Raw genomic sequence first — 23,777 nt, forward strand, 5'->3', positions numbered from 1 at the left:
GCGCCGGTTTGACGGAATGGAGTGCCACGTTGGCACGTTCTTTCGGTCGTCACCCCGTCGTAGGGCGGGGTCCAGGTGTTTTCGTGTAGTTCAATCGCCCGGAGTTGTTGGCAGTTGCCAATAGTCACTTCAACATAACGTTCTGACTCCAGAGCACTTCAAGCATATCCAACCTGAACCATCCGACAACATCATGCAGCCACATATCATCTTCAAGCCCGAAACCAACGAACTTCATCTCCTGGACCAGCGTCTGCTGCCGCAGACAGAAGAATGGTTCGTCTGCCGGAACATGGCCGACATCATTTTCGCCCTCAAGGAGATGGTCATCCGTGGAGCCCCGGCCATAGGCGTGACAGCGGCCTACGGGTGCTGCATCGCCGCGGGCAACGCCGATCCATCCTCCTCCCATTGGGCTTCGGACCTGGACGACCAGCTGACGGAACTCGCCCAGGCTCGGCCGACGGCCGTCAACCTGCAGTGGGCCGTGAACCTGATGCGCCAAACCTGGAGCGCGAGGCCGGACATCCAGCTTGCGGAACTGCACCGGATATGGGTCGCTCAAGCCGAGGAGCTGCATCGCCAGGATGACATGATCAACCGGGAGATGGGCAGGCATGGCGCGACCGTCATCCAGGACGGCGACACCGTGATGACGCATTGCAATGCCGGAGCCCTGGCCACGGGCGCCTACGGCACGGCTCTGGGCGTAATCCGGGCAGCCGTGAAATCCGGCAAAAATATTCACGTTCTGGCCAATGAAACACGCCCATTCCTGCAGGGTGCCCGGCTGACGGCCTATGAACTGGCCCAGGACAAAATCCCGGTGACCGTTTGCTGCGACAATGCCGTGGGACTGCTCATGGCCAAAGGAATGGTTCAGGCCGTGGTCGTCGGCGCGGACCGGGTGGCGGCCAACGGCGACGCAGCCAACAAGATCGGGACGTACACCGTGGCCGTGCTGGCCAAACGCCATAACATTCCCTTTTACGTGGCCGTTCCCTTCTCGACCATCGACTTTGCAACGGCTTCAGGCGAGGATATCCCCATCGAGGAGCGGACTGCTCTCGAAGTAACGCATATCCAGGATCGTCAAATCACTCCGGACGAAGTTCCCGTGCTCAATTTCGCCTTTGACGTCACTCCCGCCGAATTGATCACCGCCTTGATAACGGAGAAAGGCGTGATCAAGCCTGGGGAACTGGTGGATTGGAAATCTTAAGTATGAAATCTGAAATAATAGACTCAAGCTCAAATCTCAGATTACAAACCTCAACCTCAAATCTCAATTTTGAAATTTGAAATTTGAAATTCGAAATGTACACTCGTTCCCCAACCAAACATCAACCACAGGATCCCGTACATCCATGTCTTATGAACTGCCCATTGTCGCCTTGATAGGCCGGCCCAACGTGGGCAAGTCGTCCTTGTTCAACCGCCTTCTGAGGTCATCCAAGGCGCTGACGCATGATATGCCCGGCGTTACCCGGGATAGAATCTACGGCGAGGTGAAGCGAGGTGAAAAACCCTACGCGCTTGTGGACACAGGAGGACTTGAGCCTGAATCAAATGAAGACATCAAGCAGGCTGTACTCTCCCAGGCCCGGGAGGCGCTTCATGAATCCTCGCTGGTGCTGATGATCGTGGATGGACGGGAAGGCCTGACAACCCTTGACGAACAGGTGGCGGCTCTTTTGCGTACGGCCGACAAGCCGATGCTATTGGTTGTGAACAAGGTGGACGGAGCGGAAAAAGAAGACTTGATGACCGCCGAATTCCATCAGCTCGGATTCACGATCGTCGCCGTATCCGCGGCACACGGTCATGGCCTGAATTTTCTGCGGGACACTATTATTGATCTGCTGCCGGCTCCACCGGAAGAAGAAATTTCGGAGCCACCGGTTGTCACCGCTGAGCCGACCTCTCCTGAAGAAGTCGACGGCACATCGGATCCCGAGATGAAAACTGAGATCATGGGTCTGAGATTGGCCTTGCTCGGGAGGCCCAATGTGGGCAAGTCGTCCCTGGTCAACGCGCTGATCGGCTATCACCGGGTCATTGTTTCCAGTGAGGCCGGAACCACGCGGGACAGTGTGGACGTTTCATGGCAGGCCGGCTCCAAACAATATACCTTGGTCGATACCGCCGGGGTGCGGAAACGGACCCGGATCCAGGACAGCCTGGAACGCTTCAGTGTGCTAAAATCCTTGCGCAGCAGCAAGAAAGCGCAGGTTACGCTGCTGGTGTTGGATGCCGTGGACGGTTTGACGGGACAGGACAAGAAGCTGCTTTCCTTTCTGGACCGGGAAAAAACGCCCTTGATCGCCGTGGTCAACAAGATTGACCTTATCCCACGCAACGAACTGAATGCACTGAAGAAGGCTTTTCAGGAAGAACTTTCCTTCGCCGGGCATATCCCGATCATGTTCACTTCGACAATAACCCGGGCCGGTCTGGGCGGGCTGCTCCCGCTCACTGAACGGGTCTGGGACCAGTGTCAGACCCGAATCTCCACAGGTCAGCTGAATCGCATTCTCGGCGAAGCCACGCAACGCCACCAGCCGGCCGTGGTCAACCGTAGGCGGGCCAAGTTTTTTTATGTCACCCAGACAGACATTGCACCACCGACCTTTGTTTTTTTCGTTAACGATCCCCAGCTGGTGAAGCCTGAGTATTCCCGGTACCTTGAAAATCAGATTCGGAAACGATTCAGCTTGAATCTGACGCCCGTGCAGTTGCATTTCCGGTCCAGTCACGAGAATTCGAAGAAGTAGGGAGTCAAAGGGTATGGAAGGACCGCGGCGAGGCAACGCATTTGGATGTGCCGCTGCAGGCGGCATCCTCCGCCGGGTTTGCTCGTATGAACGGATTTGTCTCCGGCAGCCGTATCGATTATAAAAGACAGCGAACGGCTGCCTTTGTCCCGCAAAAGATTTCCCACTGACACCCAACACCCCGCTTCAGGCCAAGGCCGATTTCATGTCCCACATCCAGCTCACAGCCAAGCATCGCCCGCAAACTTTCGCGCAGGTCTGCGGACAGGAGGATATCCGGGCAATTCTTTCCAGAGCGTCCGTCCAGGATCGCGTCGCTGCCGCCTATTTGTTCAGCGGAACGCGAGGGGTTGGCAAGACCACATTGGCCCGGATTTTCGCCAAGGCCATCAATTGTGCTTCCGCCCCCACCAGCGAGCCGTGCAACCAATGCCATCATTGCCGTCAGATCACCGCCGGCTCAGCCGTGGATGTGGCTGAAATCGACGGCGCATCCAACCGGGGCATCGAGCAGGCCCGACGGCTGAAGGAAGATGTCGGCTATGCTCCCCTGGAGTGTCGGTACAAGGTGATCATCATTGATGAAGCCCATATGCTCACCCGGGATGCCTTCAACGCTCTGCTGAAGACCATGGAGGAGCCGCCTCCGGGAGTGACCTTCATCATGGCCACCACGGAACCCCACAAGTTCCCGGCCACAATCATCAGCCGCAGCCAGCACTACGTCTTCAAGATGCTTCCCCAGACCCAGCTGCAGGCCCACTTGCAGCGGATTCTGGAACTGGAAGGGCGCGAATTTGAGCCGGCGGCAACCGCTCTACTGGCCCGTCGCGCAGCGGGCAGCGTGCGGGATGCGATGTCTCTTCTGGAACAGGTTCTGACCATTAGCGACCAATCCCTGCGCCTGGAGGATGTGCGCCGGATTCTCGGCCTTGCCGGCGGCGAGTTGTTCCAGCGCCTGGTCCACGCGATGCGCGCGCAGGATTGCCTCGATGTCCATGACGTGCTCAAGGTGCTGTTGAATCAAGGACTCGACCTTGGTTTTTTTCTGCGTGAATTGACCGGACTGTGGCGCAATCTCTTCTTGTTGCGCCAAATCGGGGAAAAGGCCTTGCCACTGCTGGAGCTGCCGGATGAAGAAGGTCGGGCTTGGCTGACCGTGGCCTCGGAACTGTCGCCGACGTATATCCATGCGGCCTGGCAGATCACACTGGAAGCCCAACGCAAGGTTTTGAACAGTCTTGAGCCTGCCCAGTCACTGGAAATGCTGCTCTTGAACCTGACGTACCTGCCGCAGTTGGTGTCCCTGGAAGATTTGCAGCATGGTCCGGGCAATCCAAATGCTGCGCGGCCAGAAGGCGCTCCGCTCCAGGCCGGTGTGGCTCGCCAGAAACATGCACAGCCCTCGCAACAGGTTCCGAATTCTCAAAATCAATGGCCTGCCGTGACCGCCCCCCGGCAACCGGCTTCACCGGTACAGCCTGGAACGTCTCCTCCGAACCATGCCCCCAAGCAGCCCAGCGTGGATTATCCTTCCGCCGGCGGCGCGGGGGAACCGCCTGCCAGCGCGCATGAGTCCATGCCGGCAGAAATGCGGAAGGAATCACCAAGCCACGCCGCCGCACCGACATCTTCTTCCGCCGCGACTTCTTCCCAGGCCAAAACCTGGGACGGATTTCTGGAACATTATGACCGGCTGTGCCGCACTAATCAGGCCTGCCTTCCCGGCCTGCGTCAGGTGAAGTGTTCCCGAAGCCAGGATGGGTTGACCTTACGCTGTGCCCACCGTGTTTTGTACGATGGGCTGAATGATCCCGCAAAATGGCGGATGCTGGAAACCCTGGTCCATGAGTACTATGGGTCTCCCATTAAGCTTGAACTGATTCCGCCTGATACTCCCCAGGCGGCGAAACCGGTCAAGGAATCGATTTCCCCGGAAGCGCATCCACTGGTGAACGAATTTGTCGAACAGTTCAAGGCGAAAGTTGTCTCCATCGAACCGCGAACGCATTTCAATCCAAATCATTAATACGCACCGGCAATGACAATTAAAATCCACTCAAATCGTTTGATCGCAAGCCGGAAAAGGTCCGGCTTGTAAGTTTTCACGGTGCAACGATCAGCTGAGACTTGGTTGCCTTGCTTGTACGCGGGCCCATAAATAAAGTCTCGATTGGCAGTTGCATTTTTTATAGCCTCAAGGAGATCTAATCATGATGAAAGGAATGGGAGACTTGGTACGTCAAGCCCAGATGATGCAAAGCAAGATCAGCAAATTGCAGGAAGAAGTCGGCAAAAGAACCGTGGAAGCGTCCGCGGGAGGGGGAATGGTTTCGGTGACGGCCAATGGCGCTCAGGAGGTCTTGTCCGTGAAAATTGATCCTGCCGTTGTCAATCCGGAGGATGTGGAAATGCTGCAGGACCTGGTTCTGGCCGCTGTAAACGAGGCCATGAAAAAGGCCGGGGACATGATGAAGGATGAAATGGCCCAGGTAACAGGCGGACTCAAGATTCCAGGAATGTTCTAGGGTTGCCTGGGATGCGGGAACTGCCCCAAACCCTGCGGGTCGTCGTGGATCAGTTGGCCACGTTGCCGGGACTCGGCCCGAAGTCGGCACTGCGTGTGGCCTTGACACTGCTCAAATGGCCCAAGGAAAGAACCATGGACCTGGGCCGCGGCATTCTGGAGCTGCGGGACAAGCTCTGCCTATGCAGTTCATGTGCCGGGATTTCGGATCAGGATCCGTGCGCTATCTGTGCAGACCCGGAACGGCGGGCCGAGCAGCTCTGCCTGGTCGCGGAATGGGATTCCATGCTGATCATGGAACAGTCGGGGATATACAAAGGCATGTACCTCGTCCTGGGGGGATTGTTGTCGCCCCTGGACGGGGTCAAGCCTGAAAGCCTGGAAATGGTTCGTTTGCGGCAAAGGTTGTCCCGGAATCAGGTGTCGGAATTGATTCTGGCGCTGGGAACAACCATGGAGTCGGAAACCACCGGCTCGTATGTCAAGAATCTGGTCGAGCGCGAATTCCCGCTCATCCAGGTGACTCGGCTCGCCCAGGGGATCCCGTTGGGCACGGACTTGAAATATATCGACAAGGAAACCCTCCGCCAATCCATCGCCTACCGCCAAAAAATCTGACCTCTCGCAGCCGGCTCGGAGGGCTATCCGGGCATCCAGCACTCGCAGCATACAACCTGATTCGCGTAATGTCTCAGCTCATTCGAAAAAATATGGGATGGATACCCGCCTTCGCGGATATGACTGTTTTGGAGACAACATGAAAAACAAAGGTGACTACTCAGCTCATCCGAGAAAAATCGGACTGGATACCGGCCTTCGCCGGTATGACTTAACTGGAAAAGACGTGGCATGATACGTCATTCCGGCGAAAGCCGGAATCCAGCTCTGGCAAGTGACCACAAAGTATGTGCTGAATAGTTACAAACAAAGTCATTCCCGTGATGGAGGGAACCCAGATCATGCGTGCCACAAGTTTTGAAATCTATTCCTTATCCAGCGCCATCAAGCTGATTTAAACAACCTGTCCCGCAAGGGCCGAAGAGATACGCCGAGTCTAATGCGTTTGAACAGGCGCATCCTGGTCCTGGATTTCAGCCAACACTTTTCCAGCCAGAGCGGCATAACGGGACTCGACGTCAAGCACTGCCAGCTTGAACAGTTCCAGATCTTTTCCCGCCAATGTGCGGCCGGGGGGCGAGTTCACGGCGGCCGGATTGACGTGTTGACCTCGCAGGTGAACTTCGTAATGCAGATGCGGTCCAGTGGACATCCCTGTGCTGCCGACGTAGCCGATGATCTCCCCCTGCTTAACACGCTTGCCCTTGGTCATACCGTTGGCCAAACGGCTCATATGGGCATACAAAGTGGTATAATCGTTCGGGTGGCGAAGTTTCACGGTGATGCCGTAATTGCCCTTGCGGCCGGCATGGGTGACCACGCCGTCTCCGGCGGCCATAATCGGCGTGCCGGTGGGTGCGGCAAAATCAAGACCCGGATGCATCCGACTATAACCGAGAATCGGATGACGCCGCATTCCATAACCAGAGCTGATCCTTGCGCCGTCGATGGGAGTACGCATCAAGGTCTTCCTGACGCTCTGGCCGCGTTCATTGAAAAAATCGGTGTCTCCGTCCGGAGTTGTAAAACGAAATATCCGGTATGATCGTCCGCTGATCTCCAGGTTGGCGAACAGCAGGGGCCCGTCTTTCACGGCTTGTCCCTGATCGTCCACTTGCTGTTCGAAAAGCGCCTCGAAACGATCACCGGGTTGCAGATCACGCTGAAAGTCGACGTCGTAGGAAAGGGCGCGGATCATCTGAATCAGCACGGCGCTGGGCATGCCGGTCTGCATGGCTGCGGCATAGAGGCTGGACGTAATCTCCCCTTGGGCCGCGACCTGTTCCACAGCTAGCTCCAGTTGTTCTTCCTTGGCCAGGAATACTTCTTCGTCCTCGCGCAACACCATGACATTTCTGTCTACATCAACCTGCACCCGCAGGCCGGCGAAAAGATCCTCCTCCGTGTCTTCACCGGCGGGACGAAACGTCAAGACGACTTCATGACCGGGCTGCAATGCCCGTGGGTTGTATATTTCCTGCAAGGCGGAAACAGCTGCATGCGCTTCCGAGCGGGCCAGACCGGCTTCCAGAAGAATGCCCATCAGCGTGTCCCCCCTGGCTACACGCACGATGCGCTCCAAAACGCTGTCGGACTCTGCATTGAGTGTTTCGTCAATCACGTCCAGCAACTGCTCATCAGGTTCATCCAAAAGAACGGGAGTTTGCCGTGAGATATTGATTTGGTTTTGTTTCACGGCGTTGAGCGTCTGAGTAACGGACAGGGTCGGTCCGTTTTTGTCATTGGATGGGGATGAGATAAGCATTATCAGTTTTGGAAAAGCCAAAACCAGAAGGATTGCGAAAAAAATCCTTTTCCAACGAACTCGTTTTGGTTGCACGAGCCTTGACCTATAATGATAATTATTGCGATTCACGATTGCCTCCGGCAAGTAGCAGTTCGCCTCGTCAAAAGCGGTTGGAGTTCCAAAGATCCGCATGAAACACGGACTCGGCACCAGATTTCAGTATTTGCCTCAAGCGCCCAATAAGAAGAGTATTTCAGAAGTGGATGCAACTATAACTCCCGCGGTCTGATAACCATAATGATTCAGCTGTGGCAAGCCTTGACATGCGAATAACGTATCCATGCAGCAAACTTGTAACTACTCAGCACTTTCATGACAAACTTGGATTGTTCCGGCTTGTCTCGATTTTTTGGCATCACCTGTCTGACTGAGCCAGGATTCGTTCATCGTACCATTGCCAAACGCCTGAAGTGCGAATGGATGTTTATTCGAGCAATGGTCCGATGTTGCGAAGTCGGCGAAGGAGTTGCGAGGCCGAAAAATCGAGACAAGTCGGAACGAAGCTGAAAAGTAACGCACCTCGTAACTTTCATTATGCTGCTGTTGCCGCGTTGATATCGGAGTCGGTATCGGTATCGGGGTCGGTATCGAAAGCAAAGCCATGTGAAGACTCCTCAACGTTTTGAAACCGATTCCGACCCCGATTCCGACCGCGACCCCGATTGGAGGCAGATCGCACTACATGTGCTGAATAGTTACCGCAACTCTAGCAAAAACAGGAGCTGGCCCGGTTCGTCATGAATGGCTGTCTCTGTTTCCTTTCAGAAGCAGTAACCGATTAGCATAATATTTTTGGATATTTACATGCCAAAGTGGCTTTTTTGAATAAACAATCGATGCCTCGAGCCGACTGGCATTTTGCAAGCAAAACCAATGTCCCGGGCAAAATTCAGTAATCTTCAGATTTCAAGAGATTCCAGCTGCTGTCAAGCATATTTTGTACGCTCATAAAAAATTGCTTTCCAAACCTCATTTAAATCCTGGGTTCAGGCTTCGCCTGAATGAAAGACAGGAGGGACCATGTGAGAATCGCGGCATACTTGACATTAACCCGGTGGGGAGCCGGTACCAGGACATTTCTTAAAATAATCAAGCAATATTCGTCATCACGATCATCAAGAGAGAAAAATCATGGATTTTGCGGAAATTTGGAATTCTTTAGTGTGGCCGTTGGCCAGACTGACCATGTTCATCAGCATTGGCCTGCTCATCGGACAATTGATCGAAGCAATGAATTGGACCAAGGTTGTCGCAGCCGGTGTTTCTCCCTTGCTGCGCCTTGGACGGCTTTCGGACATTGCCGGTGCAAGTTTTTCACTGGCATTTTTTTCGGGAATTTCAGCAAACTCCATGCTCGCGGATGCTTATGAGCAGGGCAAGATCAGTCGTCGCGAACTGATCATGAGCAACCTGTTCAACAGTTTGCCCACCTATTTTTTGCACTTGCCAAGCGTTTTCTTCATTCTTGCGCCCCTGATCGGAGCCGCGGCAGTAACATATCTCGGACTGACGATCGGTTCGGCGGTATTGCGAACCGTGTTTATTCTGCTCTTCTCAAGATTTTTCCTTCCGGTGCCGCGGGAGCGTTGCGTTACATGCCGCCTGGATGAAAAAGAAGCCGCGGGTTTTCGGGACATTTTCAAGCGCACCCTGCAGCGTTTCAAAAAAAGAATCAGCCGCGTCCTCTATTTGACCGTGCCAATTTATGTGCTGTTCTATTTTTTGAATCGTTGGGGCATGTTTTCGGCAATAGAACAATACATGTCTGAAAATCTTGGCTGGCTGTCATGGCTGCCGCCCCAGGCAGTTGGCGTGGTTGTTTTTCAAATGGTGGCCGAATTCTCCGCCGGCGCGGCTGCCGCAGGCGCCCTGCTTGCGGATGGCGCCTTGGCCCATAAAGAAGTGGTCCTTGCCCTGCTGGTGGGCAATATCCTTTCCTCGCCCATGAGGGCCATTCGGCATCAATTTCCGTATTATGCAGGCATTTTCAAACCTGGGTTGGCAGCCAAGCTGATCTTCTGGAGCCAGGGGTTGCGCGTCGCCAGTCTGATTTTCGTGGGGGTGGTATATTTTTTTGCTGTTTAAATCAGGCCGGACGGATGTCCGATATTTCAAGAGCCTTCTCATGTGTCGAGCAGGTTCTGCCCCTTGAGAGAGAGCCGTGCATTCAGTACGTCGACTTTTTCACTCAAATTTTCTCGCTTCTTCGGGTTGATTTCCTGGTAGAGTTGCTTGAGCAAAAAATTGCGGCAATGAAACAGCGTATGTCGCTCTTCCTGAATGTGGACCATTTTGCCGCAGATTGGGCATGCTCGGATGGAAGACTGGCGTAGTGGAGACATGGAGATTCTCAGGCTTGATGGAGAGACTCGACGTTGGTTTCCAACAGCGCATTTTTATCATCCACCCATTCCACTTTTGTAAAAAACTTGTAGAGTTCCAAGGCCTCGGAATGATCCTCGTTGAGACACAAGCACTTGCGAATGCTGGACAGGGCATCCCGAAATCGTTTTGCGAACATCTGGGCTTTGGCCAGATTGTAATAGATGTTTTCGTCCTTGGGCGTCAGCTTCAAGGCGTTGATATAGGCATGAATAGCCTCAACGTACATTTTCTTGTGGCGCAATTCAATTCCCAGGGTATTGTAGGCATTGGGCGCATGAATATCATATTTTGTAATTTTCGCGAAAATCCGTTTCACGTCGGCAAAGTTGTCCATCCGGGCATACTCATCAGCGGCCTTTTGTAAATACAACTGGTAATTCTTCAAGTCCCCTTTGCCTTTGTACGACTCCGCAAGCCCCTCATAAGCCTTGATGAAAAGGTGATTCATCCGCAAGGCCTTGTTGAATGCCGCGATGGCCTTGCCGAATTTTCTCTCCATCAGAAACTGATTGCCCAGATCAAAATATTTTCGGGCTTCATCATGTTCGTCATTGGTGTTGCCCGCGACGATCTCCTCAAAACCTTCAATGGCCGCGGCATAATTGCCTGCAAGAAGCTGGCTCTGGCCTTCGGCCAAAACTTCCTCATTGATGCAGATTGCGTCGGCTTCCTGCCTGACGCGCGCATGACGCGCCAATGTTTCCAGATTGTAGGGGCGGATGATAAAGCCTGTACAGCCCGCGGTGATGGCGTCAATGACAAAGCCTTCATCGGAAATGTCTGATATGACAATGAGGTTCATCGGCGAGCCGCGAAGATATTTGCGGATTTGAAAAACCAGCTCATGGATGTGGCAACCTGAAATCGCGGAATCAAGAATGATGGTGTTGATGGTATTATGCCGGATGTAATCCAGAACTGCGCTCGAAGACGTCAACCGACAATTCAGAATCATGCCGATTTTGCGCAGATTCTCCCGATCCATGTCATAGTTCGTTTCATTGGACGTCACAATCACATAGGACGGCAGGAGTTCGGCTGCAGTTGCTGATGCGGGCACTCGCATGACTTCAGCCGGATGTGGCGCTTGCGGTGGCGAAGAGGACGATGAAACAACTTTTTTCATGGGAGAGTTTTCATCAAATTGGTAGATGGTGGTTGTTGCCGAAATTCGCCCCCTGGGCATGTCAAAGCGGCTGTTTACAGGCGGCCGACCGGCACAGCAACAATCCCGGGATTCGTCGCCTGAACGCAAAAGGTGGTTTCGATCGGTAGACAAAAAATCAAAAGAACACTGTCGCTATACCTACATTATGTTACAGATAGAAATCAAGGCCATAAATGAAAAATAAGTGTAACCAGGCGCTACCTGTTGGCGTGATCGTCGTCAATGCATTGGCCGTGGCTTCACTCTGCCCGAAGTGACAGTAAGCACGACAATGTAAGGGAATCAAAGACGGCGGTGAAGGCCTGCATAAAGCGGAAGCCATTCTCGCGTCGAAGGACTTGGCGCATCAAGCAGCAGGGGCTGGTCAACGAAGGCGGCGGACTCTCGCTTCGATTCCAGAAGAGTCGGCTGTCGTGGTCTTTGGAGAAGAGCGCCTTGTCTTTCTGGTGGTGATGTCCCGGGTTGCCAGTTCCTCCAGCTCCTTGAGACGGTCATCCACATGCCGATAAAGGCTCCCAGCGCTGAAGGAGCCGTTTTTCAACCTCCGTCCCGCGGGCAGGCCGGTCAGGATTTCCAGGGCTTCCTCGATACAACACACCGGATAGATATGAAACCGGCCTTCTTCCACGGCCTGAACAACCTCCTGCTTGAGCATCAGGTGAACCACATTGTCCTCGGGAATGATCACCCCCTGGTTCCCGGTCAATCCCCTGCGCCGACACACTTCAAAAAAACCTTCCACCTTGTACGTCACCCCGCCCACGGCCATGATCGCACCGGACTGGCTGACCGCGCCGGTGAAGGCCAAAGCGAGGTTGATCGGGCAACCGGAAAGGGCGGAAATCAGGGCGGCCAGCTCTGCTCCGGAGGCGGAATCACCGTCGACATGGGCGTAACTTTGTTCAAAGCACAGGCTGGCATTAATGACCACAGGCTTGTTTTGGGCAAAGAGCTTGAGCAGGTAGCTTTTGAGGATCATCATTCCCTTGGTGTGAATCGGGCCACCAAGTTCCGCCTCCCGCTCCAGGTCGATGACCCCGCCGTGCCCGACTCCGACGCTGCAGGATATCTGGTGGGGCAGACCGAGTTCATAGTCGCCCAGAAAGGTGACCGAAAGGCCATTGGCTTGGCCGACGGCGCTGCCGCTGGTGGCCACCTTGATCAATTGACGGTCGTATTCGGACAAAAATTCCTCTTCGTACAGGTTGGCGCGGTAATTCTTGGCCTTCCAGGCTTCCTCCAGAATTCCCCTGTTCACCATGTCCGCGCCGTGCATCGCACCCATGGCTGAAGCCTCTATCATCACTTCCCGGACAATAGGCAGGCGCAGGGAGAGCTTCTTCTGGTCCTCGGCAAGCCTGGAGGCAAAATCCACCAGCCAAGCCAGGGCGTTCCGGTCAAAGGGCAGCAGATCGTCTTCGCTGATCATCCGGCCCAGGGAGTGTACGTACTTGAGGATTGAATCTTCATCGCGGCCAACGGTATCCTGGATCTGGCCCTTGATCTTGAACAGCTTTGGAAAGCGGTCGTCGTAGGCCAGCAACATGTCGTAAGCTTCGTCCGTTCCGACGAGGATGACCTTGACGTTCAGGGCGATGGGCTCGGGAACAATGGTTTTGGTGCGAATGGTTTCATGGTGATCGCCTGGATCCTCGATCCGGATTTGCATCGAGCGTAACGCCCGCAGCAAACCTTCCCAGGCCTGGGGATGCTGGAGAATGTCTTCAATGTGCAGGATCAGAAAACCTCCGTTGGCGCGGTGCAGAGCGCCGGATTTCAGAAGCGTGAAATCCGTGAACAGGGCGCCCCATTCGGCCTCGCGTTCAATGCAACCCAGAAGGTTGAAGAAAGTTGGGTTGTCCTCGACAATGATTGGTGCGCCGGCCAGCTTGCTGTTGTCCACAAACAGGTTCACAGAATATCGGTCGAAGAATCCCTCATTGGAGGCTGCTGCTTCCGGCCCACCCATCTGGACGGCGGCAGCTTCCCTGGGTTTCAATTGATCCAGATTCTCCAGAAGATCCTGGCGCAGGGATGACAAGAAAGCATGCAGCCTTTCGTGGTCGGTGAACTGTTCAATGAAGGGATCAAGAGCCTCGACAAGCACCTCTTCCAGGAGTTCTCGCTCCAGGCTGCGTTCGGCATCCCGGAGTTCCTGCTCCCGCGAATTAATCTGACGAAGCAGCCCGAGCATCGCATCCAGGGTCTGATCGCCCTCGCTGCGAAGTTTCTGGCGCATCCCAGGCTCAAGCTTGTCGACTTCGCCACTGTTCAGTACCTTGCCGTCCACCACCGGAAAAAGATTGACGTTGCCTTGCTCATCGAAGGAAAGGTTGAAGCCATGATATTCCGCCTGCTCTTCCATTTGCAGAATAAGTTCTTCCTTGGAATTCTGGAACTGGCGGACAAGCTTTTCCTTCTGGCGGAGATAATGATCCTGGGCGAATCGTTGGGGAACTTCGTCGCGGATACGGTGTACCAGCGAAGCCAGCTCGGTTTTGAAGGTTCTGGCGGCTCCCGAAGCCAGGGATAGAGCCAGCGGTCGATCCGGGTCGTCAAAGTTGAAGACGTAGATCCAATCCGAAGGCGTGGCTCGCTTGGCCGCCCGGGGCGTAAGAAAATTTTGCACCAGATATGTGCGGCCGAGTTGGGGTTCGCCGACAATGAAAATATTGTATTCCTTTTTGGATATGTTCAGGCCCAGCTCCAAGGCATGCAGGGCTCTCGGCTGCATGGGGGGAGCCGGGTGAGTGGAGCATATTTCCGTGCTGTCCCGGTATGGGATTTGTTCCGGAGCGAGTCGGGCGCGAAGTTTTGAAGCGGACAGACTTTTGAGAATGGCCATGGCGTGTTTTGGTTCCTCCAAAAAAAAAGAGTGTAGTCTGGTCAACGAAGCAAGCTCCGCGAACTGAAACAAAGATTATCTATTCATTTAAGCGAATCTTGTCATCCCGGTTTGGTTCGCCTTTGCCAGGGAATGGCCTTCCGGTTGAAGTGGCTACGGCTTGGGAGAGGAAACCTTGTCAGCCGCCTGATTTTCCTGAAATGGCGACAAGATGTTCAACGGTTTTTTTTTCCTCATCACGTTGACTTGCTCCAAAGCGCTGTGATAGACGCCGGAGTCATGTGAATGTTTGCACGAGAGAGCAGGAATTATTGTCTGTTTGAAAGATGTATTGAGCACGTGTCGAGGACCAGGCCTTCCTGTGACATGCCTGCCAAATCCTGCTCGAGGTGAGTCGTACCCAATGTTTTTTCGATCCAAATCAAAATATAAAGATCTGATGCAGCCTTTTTCCCAGGCCGGGCTGCTGGGCATTCACCTGGTCGCCTCTACCTTCGTGGGTGCACTGATCGGATGGTATCTGGATAAGTGGCTGGAAACAAAGCCTGTTTTTTTTCTGATATTCCTCGTTTTCGGGATCATTGCCGGTTTCAAGAACATGTACATGGAAACCAAAAAGATCCAGAGAGAACTGGACAGGCAGGAAGCTGAAAAACATGCGAAATATAAATCTCAGGATTGAAAGAATACTTCATCGGCAGGGATTTTTCCTGGATGATGTCCGGACCTTGATCCGAAACCAACTTTATTTGCTTTTTCTGGCATCCCTCATCATGATTGCTGCCGGATTTCATCCCGCGGCACTGGCCTTTGCCGCCGGAACCGCACTGGCAACGGCAAATTTCTGGTTTCTGGCCAAGGGGTTGCAAAGCCTTACGCAGCAGCAGGAAGGACTCATGGCCCTCTCGTTGATTCGATTCTACGGGCGCATGATCCTCACCGGACTTATTCTTTTTGCGCTGATCGTCTGGAGCGGACTCCCGGTTGCTGCACTGGTGGCAGGGCTCACTACGGTTATCATCAATATATTGTTCTGGGGCGTTTTCCGGTTTCACCGGCAAAAAGTGAAGGAGGCTTGACCAAATGGCTGGAGACATTCAATACGTTCTTATTCTAAAAGAAGGCCTGGATGCGGTAGGCGTTCATTTTCCCAAGGAGTACATCCATATCGTGTACTCGTGGGTTATCATGGCCGTACTAATCCTGCTGGGCTGGTTGGCCACCAGGAGGCTCACTATTGTTCCAGGAAAAAGCCAAAATGTCTGGGAGGCGATGATCGGCGGGATGGAGGACTTTGTCGTCCAGAACATGGGAGAAGCCGGCCGAAAAGTATTCCCGGTGCTCTTCACGCTGTTCATTTACATCCTCTTTTGCAACCTCTCGGGCTTGATTCCCGGTGCGGACGCCCCCACGGCCAACATCAACACCAATATCGGCATGGCCATATTTGTATTCCTTTACTACAACTACTGGGGTTTCAAACTGCACGGCCTGCACTACATCAAGCACTTCACCGGCCCGTTCTGGTGGCTGGCGCCACTGATGCTGCCCATTGAATTGATAAGCCATCTGGCCCGCCCGCTTTCACTCACCCTGCGACTTTTCGGTAACATCCGCGGAGAGGAAATCGTCATTGCCTTGATGTTTTTCCTGGCGCCCATCCTCGGCTCGTTGCCCATCTTTATGCTCTTCGTGCTCATGAAGACCATGCAGGCGTTCATCTTCTTCATGCTTTCGCTGATGTACCTCAAGGGAGCTTTTGAAGAAGCCCACTAATTCCGGGGGAAATGGTCAATTGACCAAAACTATAACACACTTCTCAAGGAGGACTTCGTCCAATGCGTAAACTGTTTCTCATCGCCCTGAACACTGTTGCCCTGATGGGTTTGGCCTCTGTCGCTTTCGCAGCTGATGCTGATCCCGCGACCATCTCCATGATCGCTCTTGCCACTGCTTTGGGCATGGGTATTGCCGCCTTTGGTTGCGGCATCGGTCAGGGCCTGGGCCTGAAGGCCGCCTGCGAAGGTACAGCCCGCAATCCTGAGGCCAGCGGCAAGATCACCGTTACTTTGCTCCTGGGCATGGCCTTCATCGAGTCTCTGGCGATTTACGCTCTGGTTGTTAACCTGATCCTGCTGTTCGCCAACCCCTTCATCGGTTAATTTGATCGGGCTTTAACAAGACACTGCCGAAAGACCGTCTCCTCAAGGAGACGGTCTTTTTTAACCTTAAATAAGTTCATTTTTTCACAACAGATCTACTGTGAAAAGTAAACACATCCCCAGGGCCACGATTCAGCGCTTGGCCGTTTATCTTCAGGTTCTTGAAGCCTTTCACGGCGAAGACGTGGAGGTTATATCCTCGGAAGCCTTGGCGCGCGCCTGCGAAGTCAATCCATCTCAAATTCGAAAAGATCTTGCATACTTTGGAGAGTTCGGTGTCCGCGGTGTAGGATACTACGTTCCCAACCTGATTGATTCCATCAAGGTATCGCTGGGTACCGACCGCATTTGGCGCGTTGCGTTGATCGGCGTCGGCAATCTCGGCAGGTCATTGCTTCGTTACCAGGGGTTTCCCAAGCGTGGCTTCAAGATTGTCGCCGCCTTTGATTGCGATCCGTTCAAGATTGGTGAAGAAATTGCCGGCCTGGAAGTGATGTGCCCGCGGCGGATGAAAGAGAACGTCAAGGACTTGCACATCGAGATCGGCATCATCACCACTCCAACGGATCGGGCTCAGCGCGCGGCCAATTATCTTGTTGAATCAGAAATCCCCAGCATATTGAATTTTTCGGCTGCCCGCATCCATGTTCCCGACCACGTTCATGTGGAGTATGTCGATTTTTTCCACCACCTTTATGCCTTGACGTTCAAGCTGAATGCCGGTGAATTTCAAGGTCATGGGTCCTCTCCGAATTGATGTCTCCTCCACTCCTTGGTGACGAGAAAATCCTGACTTTGCAGGAGTTCCTGGACGATACGGACTCTCATCCCGCGCCCATCGTCTTCACCAACGGTTGCTTCGACCTTTTGCACGCCGGACATGTCAACTTGCTGAGGCGGGCGAAAAGCCATGGCAAAACCTTGATTGTCGGCCTGAACAGTGATGCCTCGGTTCGGGGACTGAAAGGACCAACGAGACCCATCACGCCCCTCGAGCAACGGGCCTACGTTCTCTCCGGGTTGGAGTGCGTGGACGTGATCATTGCTTTCGAGGACGCCACTCCTTTGAATTTGATCCTGGCTATCCGGCCCCATGTTTTGATCAAGGGCGGCGACTGGCCAAAGGATCGCATTGTCGGCGCCGAAGAAGTCGAGGCCTGGGGCGGCCAGGCTCTGAGCCTGGAACTCTTGCCGGGATACTCAACCACCGCCATTGTCGAGCGCATTCTGCATTCGGCCCGTCCGAGCAGTTGTCCTTGATTTCCAGCAGTTGACACACTTCTCTCTTCCAGACAATAAATTCTGTCTCAGGACGACCTACGCCATTTATCTTGGTTCTTGGCTATGTCGCTATTCTGTCAAGACTTGGTTCCAGCTGACTTTTGAATATCCAGAGCACCGTACACGAACTCCGGAAGCTGGGACTGGACAAGCCGCCGTGAGAATGTGAATCACATCGAGGAGAATCTTCATGGATTACCGAATCAATCTGCCGGAAAAAGAAATGCCGAAACAGTGGTACAATGTGCTGCCTGATCTTAAACCACCGCTGGCGCCCCCCCTTGATCCGGTTACGCATCAACCGCTGGGTCCGGAAAAACTGCAGGCCATTTTCCCCAATGCCGTCATCGAGCAGGAGATGTCCAGCCAGCGCTGGATCGACATACCCGAGCCGATATGGGACATCTATCGCCTGTTCCGACCGACGCCGCTTGTCAGGGCACATCGCCTGGAAGCTGCCCTGGGAACCAAAGCCAGAATATATTACAAAAATGAATCCCTTTCCCCTGCCGGATCGCATAAACCCAATACCGCCATTGCTCAGGCATACTATAACAAGCTGGAAGGCGTTCAGCGCCTGACCACCGAAACCGGCGCCGGGCAATGGGGGACCGCCCTCTCTTTCGCCTGCAAGATGTTCGGATTGGAATGCACCGTGTACATGGTACGCTGCAGCTACGAACAAAAACCCTACCGGGGAATCTTGATCCGCTCGTATGGTGCAGAAGTCTTTCCCTCACCATCGAACAAGACCAATGCCGGCAGAGCGGTCCTGGCGGAGAATCCCAATTCCGGCGGCAGCCTGGGACTGGCCATTTCCGAAGCCGTGGAAGACGCGGCCACCCATGACAATGCCAAATACTCCCTGGGCAGCGTGCTCAACCATGTTCTCCTGCACCAGACCATCACTGGGCTGGAAGTCCAGAAGCAGTTGGCCCTGGCCGGGGAAAAGCCCGACGTGCTCGTGGGCTGCGTGGGAGGCGGGAGCAATTTCGGCGGTCTGGTCCTGCCCTTTGTCCCCGAGAAAATGCATGGCAAGGGACCACGCTTCGTGGCCGTGGAGCCCAAGGCCTGCCCGACCCTGACCAAAGGCGAATTCCGATACGATTACGGCGACATGGCCAAGATGACCCCACTGCTCAAAATGCACACCCTGGGCTCGGGCTACTTTCCTCCGCCCATTCACGCCGGAGGCCTGCGTTACCACGGAGACGCGCCCATCGTGTCCCATCTCGTGGACCAGGGCATGGTGGAACCGCGCTCATACTATCAGAACGACGTCTTTGAGGCGGCCAAGCTGTTCCTGCAGACCGAAGGCTTCCTGCCCGCCCCGGAAACCTCCCACGCCATCAAGGCAGCCATGGACGTGGCCCGGGAAAGCGATCCGGGCACGGTCATCGTCTTCCTCTATTCCGGCCACGGCCTCCTGGACCTCGGCGCCTACGACGCCTACAACCAGGGCAACCTCAAGGACGACACATTCTCCGAATGCGACCTCCAAAACGCATTGGCCACCTGCCCGAAGATCAACGTTTAGGGATTACCTGCATTCAACTCCTTTTAAAGGTGACTTAGCATGTAGAACCAAATCTAAAACATTGCCAGCAAGGCATGCACGGAACAATTGCCCGCCGTTTTCGCCTCATGGTGAATGTGCAAACAGTTTCTCTTAATTGTCGGTAATTACTCAGCACATACGGTGCATGATCGTTCTCCAGCACTGGATTCCGGCTTTCGACGGAATGGCGCATCTGGGCAAGCCTTTATCACGCTAGTAGTCATACCGGCGAAGGCCGGTATCCAAGTCTTTTTCTGGCTCTGCTGAGTAGTTACAATTGTTGAAGTAACTACTCAGCACTACCAGGATAGTACCGGTGTGTTCCGGATGTCTCGTTTTTTCAGCATCGACTGTCTGACTGAGCCAGATCCGTTTATCGAGCCATTTCCGAACGCCCGAAGCGTCCGATGAGGTATTTTTAGATCCTATTTAGATGTTACGAATTCGGCGAAGAAGTTGCGATGCCGAAATAATCGAGAATCCGGAACATAGCTGAATAGTTACGTTAAAAATAACAGTCGAACCTGTGGTCCACGACTGGGATAACACCGCTGTTGTCCTCGATCAGGCAGAGGAAGGTTTCAACTGGGCAGGTGGCTAGTCCTCCTCGGTTTGCAATCTTTCCGGGTAAACCCAGGCCTTCACCATGGATATTTTCAAACTTGACTTTCAAAATGTCCTGGATAGATTGAAAGCATGTTTTCAAGATGGCTATCCTTCTCCGATAACAGAAGCTGTCTGCTCGTGGGTCCGCGTCGTTCGGGCAAGACGACTTTGCTGCGGCAGCGCTTCCCGGATTTTCGCTACGCGACGCTGGATGACCTGGATATTCTGGACTGGGCCGAGAAGGATCCCAAGGGGCTTGTCCAGTATCTGGGGGCGGCCGGGATTATTGACGAGATTCAGCGGCATCCTCGGCTGACCGTGGCCGTGAAATACGCCATTGACCAGCACCGGGCCGTGATTTTGATGACCGGCTCCAGCACACTGGGCCTGCTAGATGCTGCGGCGGATACCCTGGCTGGACGGATCGACATCTACTCCCTGCCCACCCTGTGCTGGGGGGAGGAGGTCGGCCCGCCTACCCATTCCATCTTCACGGAGCGGGCACATCCCGTACAGATCAAGGAAGCCACCCGACTCCTGGACCAGGCCATGACCTTTGGCCAGTTTCCGGAAGTCCTTGCCTGTGCGGATGATGAAAAAAGACATCAAATACTCTCACGCTACAAGAACACCTACTTCACCAGAGACCTGATGCAGCTGTCCAACATCGAGAATCTGGGGGGGCTTTTGGGCATCCTGCACAACCTTGTGCACAACCTGGGATCGCACCTGGAGGTTTCCAATTTTGCGCGAGAGGCCGGCGTCAGCCACCCCACGGCAAAAAAATACCTGAATGCCCTGGAGCAGGCCCAGTTGACGTTCCAGTTGCGGGGATACCAGTACGGACCGGCCAAGCGACACATCAAGGCGTCCAAAACCTACTTCGCCGATAATGGCGTGATTTATGGCCTGGGTATTCCCGTCACGTCAGGTCAGCTTTTGGAAAGCTTTGTTATCGCCGAGTTGGAAAAGCGTCGCAAGTTGGGCTTTATTTTTGCCGAGCAATTTTGCTATTACAAAAGCGTCGCCGGCCATGAAATCGATCTTGCTTTTGAAGCGGGTGGAGTGCTGTATGCGGTGGAGGTCAAGGCCACCAGCCGTCCCGACGCGAAGGACATCAGAAACCTCAAAGAATTTTCATCGCCCAAGGGATTGGAAGTCCGACGATTCCTGTTTTACATGGGTGATGATTATGCCACAGTGGACAATGTTGACCTGATTCCCGTCGCGGCTTTGTTCCGTGGTCAATAGCCGCACCTTCTCACTTGAGAGACACGTATTCCCCTTCACGAGCACATTACAGCCCCCACCATGATCGACGCCCTTTTGCACGCCAAGATGATCTTTTTGAGCATCATCTTTGAATCCTTTCCGTTCATTCTGCTTGGAGCGCTTTTTTCCTCGCTGGTTCTGGTGCTTATCCCGGAGAATTTTTTCCGGCGCTGGCTGCCGGGCAATCCTTGGCTGTCGCTGTTTCCGGCGGTGTTGCTGAGCGCCCTGTTTCCCATTTGCGAGTGCGCCATCATTCCGGTGATTCGCAGCCTGGTGCGCAAGGGCATGCCCTTGGCAGCCGGGGCGGTCTTCCTGGTTGCCGCGCCGGTGCTCAACCCGGTGGTGGCGGCGTCCACCTTGTTTGCTTTCGGGCTCAATCCGGACGTTCTGGTTTTACGGTTGGCTTTGTCCGCGATGGCGGCCTTGTTTGTCGGTTCCGTAATCTGCCTTCTGCGTAAGCCGCTGGAGCACGGCATATCGCGGGAACTGCCCATGGACCATGGTCACGCGCCCAAAAGCCTCAAGAAAGCACAGACCTGGCATGAAATCGCGCGCCACACCACGTCCGAATTCTTTACCGTGGGCTGCTATTTCATCTTCGGCGCGCTGATCGCCTCCCTTTTCCAGACCTTTTTGCACCAGGCCGTGCTTCTGGAAATCGGCTCCGAGCCCTGGTCGGCAACCATTGTCATGATGATTCTGGCCTACCTGCTGTCTCTGTGCTCCGCCGCCGACGCCTTTGTGGCCGCATCCTTCGGCGCCGCCTTCACCTTGCCTTCGCTGCTGGCGTTTCTGGTCTTTGGCCCCATGCTGGACCTGAAGAACACCGCCATGTTGCTGGGCTATTTTCCGCTGCGCTTTGTCGGGGTGTTCATTGCCACCGGAACATTGGCCGTGTTCATCCTCGTCATGGGCTTGCATTTCCTGGGCCTCCAGTGAGATATTCCGGACAATGACGACTTTTCATCAAAACAATCGCGTAAAAACTGGCGCTGAGAAGAAAGATGCCAGAATTCCGAGCTTTTCGGATGCTTCATTCGGCCTGATTCAGACCCTGATACTTTTTGCCCTGGCCGCACTTCAGGCATCACTGCTGCACAGCGGCGAGAGCCTGCTCTACATGGCCCCACGCATGCAACCGTTTCTGTTTTTTTCCACCGTGAGCTTCTGCATCATGGGGATCTATGGATTGTGGACGCTGTTTCGGCCCGGGGCTTCTGTCGAAGCCGGTTGCGGCTGCGGGCATGAACACGGCTTTTCCGGAAAGGCCAAGGCCGTGGTGGTGATGCTTTTCGGCCTCGTTCTGGCTGCCGGATTCTTTCTGCCGCATCAGTTGCTGGACAGCCGGGTGGCGCAGAAAAAAGGAATTTCCTTGAGCCGCGCCCCCGAAAGGTCCATGTTCGGGCCACAACAGGAAATCGGTTTCCCTCCGGACAGCCACATCCTGTTCCAGGAGGACATCCCGTGGGACAGCGGACAGGCCATGGACTTCGGGCCGGAATTGGACGAGGAGCAGGCCATGCTGCGGGAGGAGCTTGGCATATGGTATGACCGGGACACCTATCAGGAAATGACCGAGGAACTGCTGGCCAAGAGTTCGTTGATCATTACCAGCGAGAATTTTCTGGACTCCATGCTGATCATTTCCGCCTACCTGGATCGCTTCCAGGGGCGACGCGTGGAGTTTTCCGGATTCGTCTACCATGACGGAACCATGGCCGAGAACGAACTGGCCGTGGCCCGTATTGCCGTGACGTGCTGCCTAGCCGACGCCACGGTTTACGGACTTTTGGTGCGTGTAGACACGCTTCCTTTGCCGGCCAATGACGCCTGGGTGCGGGTTCACGGTCGTATCGCCGCGACGCGGTTCATGGATGAGGACATTCCCATGGTTCTGGCCGATCGGCTGGAGCTGATTCCGCCCCCGGACCAGCCCTACGTCTATCCCCGCCTTTATTCCTCCTACGTTTTCGACGCCGAACCCTGAACGAATGTTCCGTATCCGCCGCGTCCAGACGTGACATGGTCGGGCGACGCGCGGGTCATCAGCCAGGTCCAGGATTTCTTGCGGGAACAGTTTCCATTGTTGTCCGCCGAAGATCTGGCCAAGCTTCCGGAACAGCTCAGCAATCCGCTGAAATTCCGTTTCCGCACCATCCTTTTCGCTGCCGAGGCTTCCGACAACCGGCTCAAGGGATTTGCCCTGTTCATGCACGCTCCGGATCTGCATTTCGGGTATCTCGATTCCATTTCCGCGGCCAAGCTGCAAACCGGTGCCGGAGTCGGCGGAGCGCTCTACGCCAGGGTTACTTACCCGTATTTCAGCGGCTATGAAGAAGAAAAGAGGGAAGGTCCAGGCATCGGCTGCAATATGAACATTACCTCGCCTGAGGCTTTGGATGGGGAAAGATATCGTGAGCATTTGGCCAGGACAGTACGGCGGATCAAAAAAATCGCTTCCCGGACCCTGGTCATCGCCCTGGGACTTGATCCGGCCAAGGACGATCCCACCGATTCCTGGACCTTCACGGCCAAGGATTTTGAACGCAACGGCCGAATGCTCGGGGAATTGCGCCTGCCCACTTTGGTGGTCCAGGAAGGCGGCTACCGCATCCAATCCCTGGGCAACAACGCCAAACACTTTTTCCTCGGTCTGGCAGCGGGATTGTTCGGTCGATAACCTTTGTTTGCGGCAGAAAATGGTTCTTTCAAATGAGCATATCGTTTGGCCCAATAGGCTGACCGATCTGCTCCAAGTGCAGGCGCAATCCGGC

The 23,777-nt window shown here is 54.4% G+C and carries 21 protein-coding genes; 17 read left to right on the forward strand and 4 right to left on the reverse strand.

All coding sequences use genetic code 11. The features are described from left to right. The first annotated feature begins 193 nt into the window (after nucleotides 1–193). From mtnA to recR, 5 genes are all read left to right on the forward strand, one after another. The gene (gene mtnA, locus ACYQ15_RS13475; protein WP_459938023.1) at nucleotides 194–1,222 is read left to right on the forward strand and encodes an S-methyl-5-thioribose-1-phosphate isomerase; all 1,029 of its coding nucleotides are present in this window, start codon (nucleotides 194–196) and stop codon (nucleotides 1,220–1,222) included. A 145-nt stretch (nucleotides 1,223–1,367) separates the two neighbouring features. Further along, nucleotides 1,368–2,774: a ribosome biogenesis GTPase Der gene (gene der / locus ACYQ15_RS13480; protein WP_459938024.1), complete on the forward strand. Its 1,407-nt coding sequence runs from the start codon at nucleotides 1,368–1,370 to the stop codon at nucleotides 2,772–2,774. Between the two features lie 205 nt (nucleotides 2,775–2,979). After that, entirely contained in the window at nucleotides 2,980–4,803 is a 1,824-nt protein-coding gene (gene dnaX / locus ACYQ15_RS13485; RefSeq protein ID WP_459938025.1) for a DNA polymerase III subunit gamma/tau, read from the forward strand. Nucleotides 4,804–4,990: 187 nt separating this feature from the next. Beyond that, nucleotides 4,991–5,302 (forward strand): YbaB/EbfC family nucleoid-associated protein, encoded by a 312-nt coding sequence (locus tag ACYQ15_RS13490; RefSeq protein WP_459939588.1) that lies wholly within the window; start codon nucleotides 4,991–4,993, stop codon nucleotides 5,300–5,302. 11 nt (nucleotides 5,303–5,313) lie between these two features. After that, on the forward strand, nucleotides 5,314–5,919 hold the full coding sequence (gene recR, locus ACYQ15_RS13495) for a recombination mediator RecR (protein WP_459938026.1): 606 nt from the start codon (nucleotides 5,314–5,316) through the stop codon (nucleotides 5,917–5,919). 436 nt (nucleotides 5,920–6,355) lie between these two features. On the opposite strand, the gene ACYQ15_RS13500 is transcribed toward recR, so the two are convergent. Further along, on the reverse strand, nucleotides 6,356–7,615 hold the full coding sequence (locus ACYQ15_RS13500; RefSeq protein WP_459938027.1) for a M23 family metallopeptidase: 1,260 nt from the start codon (nucleotides 7,613–7,615) through the stop codon (nucleotides 6,356–6,358). Between the two features lie 1,242 nt (nucleotides 7,616–8,857). Here ACYQ15_RS13500 and ACYQ15_RS13505 point away from each other — a divergent pair. After that, a complete protein-coding gene (locus ACYQ15_RS13505; RefSeq protein ID WP_459938028.1) occupies nucleotides 8,858–9,811 on the forward strand; it encodes a hypothetical protein in 954 nt (317 codons plus the stop codon). Nucleotides 9,812–9,849: 38 nt separating this feature from the next. On the opposite strand, the gene ACYQ15_RS13510 is transcribed toward ACYQ15_RS13505, so the two are convergent. The 3 genes from ACYQ15_RS13510 to ACYQ15_RS13520 form a co-directional block, all read right to left on the reverse strand. After that, nucleotides 9,850–10,068, reverse strand: a complete 219-nt coding sequence (locus ACYQ15_RS13510) for a hypothetical protein (RefSeq protein WP_459938029.1) — start codon at nucleotides 10,066–10,068, stop codon at nucleotides 9,850–9,852. 8 nt (nucleotides 10,069–10,076) lie between these two features. After that, the gene (locus tag ACYQ15_RS13515; RefSeq protein ID WP_459938030.1) at nucleotides 10,077–11,237 is read right to left on the reverse strand and encodes a tetratricopeptide repeat protein; all 1,161 of its coding nucleotides are present in this window, start codon (nucleotides 11,235–11,237) and stop codon (nucleotides 10,077–10,079) included. 406 nt (nucleotides 11,238–11,643) lie between these two features. Continuing rightward, complete coding sequence (locus ACYQ15_RS13520; protein ID WP_459938031.1) at nucleotides 11,644–14,124, reverse strand: Lon protease family protein; 2,481 nt, start codon at nucleotides 14,122–14,124, stop codon at nucleotides 11,644–11,646. Nucleotides 14,125–14,527: 403 nt separating this feature from the next. On the opposite strand from ACYQ15_RS13520, the gene ACYQ15_RS13525 reads away from it, so the two are divergent. The 11 genes from ACYQ15_RS13525 (at nucleotide 14,528) to ACYQ15_RS13575 (ending at nucleotide 23,683) form a co-directional block, all read left to right on the forward strand. Beyond that, complete coding sequence (locus ACYQ15_RS13525) at nucleotides 14,528–14,806, forward strand: AtpZ/AtpI family protein (RefSeq protein ID WP_459938032.1); 279 nt, start codon at nucleotides 14,528–14,530, stop codon at nucleotides 14,804–14,806. Continuing rightward, nucleotides 14,781–15,203 carry an ATP synthase subunit I gene (locus tag ACYQ15_RS13530; protein ID WP_459938033.1) on the forward strand — a complete coding sequence of 141 codons (423 nt, stop codon included), beginning with the start codon at nucleotides 14,781–14,783 and terminating at the stop codon, nucleotides 15,201–15,203. Before ACYQ15_RS13525 ends, ACYQ15_RS13530 begins: the two co-directional genes overlap by 26 nt. Before the next feature lie 4 nt (nucleotides 15,204–15,207). Continuing rightward, on the forward strand, nucleotides 15,208–15,900 hold the full coding sequence (gene atpB / locus ACYQ15_RS13535; RefSeq protein WP_459938034.1) for a F0F1 ATP synthase subunit A: 693 nt from the start codon (nucleotides 15,208–15,210) through the stop codon (nucleotides 15,898–15,900). A gap of 62 nt (nucleotides 15,901–15,962) precedes the next feature. After that, nucleotides 15,963–16,286, forward strand: coding sequence for an ATP synthase F0 subunit C (atpE, locus tag ACYQ15_RS13540; protein WP_459938035.1), 324 nt, complete (start codon nucleotides 15,963–15,965; stop codon nucleotides 16,284–16,286). 100 nt (nucleotides 16,287–16,386) lie between these two features. Beyond that, nucleotides 16,387–17,043 carry a redox-sensing transcriptional repressor Rex gene (locus ACYQ15_RS13545; RefSeq protein WP_459938036.1) on the forward strand — a complete coding sequence of 219 codons (657 nt, stop codon included), beginning with the start codon at nucleotides 16,387–16,389 and terminating at the stop codon, nucleotides 17,041–17,043. Then, a complete protein-coding gene (rfaE2, locus tag ACYQ15_RS13550) occupies nucleotides 17,043–17,546 on the forward strand; it encodes a D-glycero-beta-D-manno-heptose 1-phosphate adenylyltransferase (RefSeq protein WP_459938037.1) in 504 nt (167 codons plus the stop codon). Before ACYQ15_RS13545 ends, rfaE2 begins: the two co-directional genes overlap by 1 nt. Before the next feature lie 211 nt (nucleotides 17,547–17,757). Then, nucleotides 17,758–19,104 (forward strand): TrpB-like pyridoxal phosphate-dependent enzyme, encoded by a 1,347-nt coding sequence (locus ACYQ15_RS13555; protein WP_459938038.1) that lies wholly within the window; start codon nucleotides 17,758–17,760, stop codon nucleotides 19,102–19,104. A 717-nt stretch (nucleotides 19,105–19,821) separates the two neighbouring features. Further along, on the forward strand, nucleotides 19,822–20,982 hold the full coding sequence (locus tag ACYQ15_RS13560; protein WP_459938039.1) for an ATP-binding protein: 1,161 nt from the start codon (nucleotides 19,822–19,824) through the stop codon (nucleotides 20,980–20,982). 60 nt (nucleotides 20,983–21,042) lie between these two features. Next, entirely contained in the window at nucleotides 21,043–21,942 is a 900-nt protein-coding gene (locus ACYQ15_RS13565) for a permease (protein ID WP_459938040.1), read from the forward strand. Nucleotides 21,943–21,955: 13 nt separating this feature from the next. After that, a complete protein-coding gene (locus ACYQ15_RS13570) occupies nucleotides 21,956–22,990 on the forward strand; it encodes a TIGR03943 family putative permease subunit (protein WP_459938041.1) in 1,035 nt (344 codons plus the stop codon). 30 nt (nucleotides 22,991–23,020) lie between these two features. After that, entirely contained in the window at nucleotides 23,021–23,683 is a 663-nt protein-coding gene (locus ACYQ15_RS13575) for an arginase family protein (RefSeq protein WP_459938042.1), read from the forward strand. Nucleotides 23,684–23,777: the final 94 nt, after the last annotated feature.

The sequence above is a fragment of the Desulfonatronum parangueonense genome (genome assembly GCF_054656975.1).

Excerpts from the sequence above, each read along its gene's own strand:
- mtnA (WP_459938023.1), top strand. The coding sequence starts at position 194 with ATGCAGCCACATATCATCTTCAAGCCCGAAACCAACGAACTTCATCTC.
- der (WP_459938024.1), top strand. The coding sequence starts at position 1,368 with ATGTCTTATGAACTGCCCATTGTCGCCTTGATAGGCCGGCCCAACGTG.
- dnaX (WP_459938025.1), top strand. The coding sequence starts at position 2,980 with ATGTCCCACATCCAGCTCACAGCCAAGCATCGCCCGCAAACTTTCGCG.
- ACYQ15_RS13490 (WP_459939588.1), top strand. The coding sequence starts at position 4,991 with ATGAAAGGAATGGGAGACTTGGTACGTCAAGCCCAGATGATGCAAAGC.
- recR (WP_459938026.1), top strand. The coding sequence starts at position 5,314 with ATGCGGGAACTGCCCCAAACCCTGCGGGTCGTCGTGGATCAGTTGGCC.
- ACYQ15_RS13505 (WP_459938028.1), top strand. The coding sequence starts at position 8,858 with ATGGATTTTGCGGAAATTTGGAATTCTTTAGTGTGGCCGTTGGCCAGA.
- ACYQ15_RS13510 (WP_459938029.1), bottom strand. The coding sequence starts at position 10,068 with ATGTCTCCACTACGCCAGTCTTCCATCCGAGCATGCCCAATCTGCGGC.
- ACYQ15_RS13515 (WP_459938030.1), bottom strand. The coding sequence starts at position 11,237 with ATGAAAAAAGTTGTTTCATCGTCCTCTTCGCCACCGCAAGCGCCACAT.
- ACYQ15_RS13520 (WP_459938031.1), bottom strand. The coding sequence starts at position 14,124 with ATGGCCATTCTCAAAAGTCTGTCCGCTTCAAAACTTCGCGCCCGACTC.
- ACYQ15_RS13525 (WP_459938032.1), top strand. The coding sequence starts at position 14,528 with ATGTTTTTTCGATCCAAATCAAAATATAAAGATCTGATGCAGCCTTTT.
- ACYQ15_RS13530 (WP_459938033.1), top strand. The coding sequence starts at position 14,781 with ATGCGAAATATAAATCTCAGGATTGAAAGAATACTTCATCGGCAGGGA.
- atpB (WP_459938034.1), top strand. The coding sequence starts at position 15,208 with ATGGCTGGAGACATTCAATACGTTCTTATTCTAAAAGAAGGCCTGGAT.
- atpE (WP_459938035.1), top strand. The coding sequence starts at position 15,963 with ATGCGTAAACTGTTTCTCATCGCCCTGAACACTGTTGCCCTGATGGGT.
- rfaE2 (WP_459938037.1), top strand. The coding sequence starts at position 17,043 with ATGTCTCCTCCACTCCTTGGTGACGAGAAAATCCTGACTTTGCAGGAG.
- ACYQ15_RS13555 (WP_459938038.1), top strand. The coding sequence starts at position 17,758 with ATGGATTACCGAATCAATCTGCCGGAAAAAGAAATGCCGAAACAGTGG.
- ACYQ15_RS13560 (WP_459938039.1), top strand. The coding sequence starts at position 19,822 with ATGTTTTCAAGATGGCTATCCTTCTCCGATAACAGAAGCTGTCTGCTC.
- ACYQ15_RS13565 (WP_459938040.1), top strand. The coding sequence starts at position 21,043 with ATGATCGACGCCCTTTTGCACGCCAAGATGATCTTTTTGAGCATCATC.
- ACYQ15_RS13570 (WP_459938041.1), top strand. The coding sequence starts at position 21,956 with ATGACGACTTTTCATCAAAACAATCGCGTAAAAACTGGCGCTGAGAAG.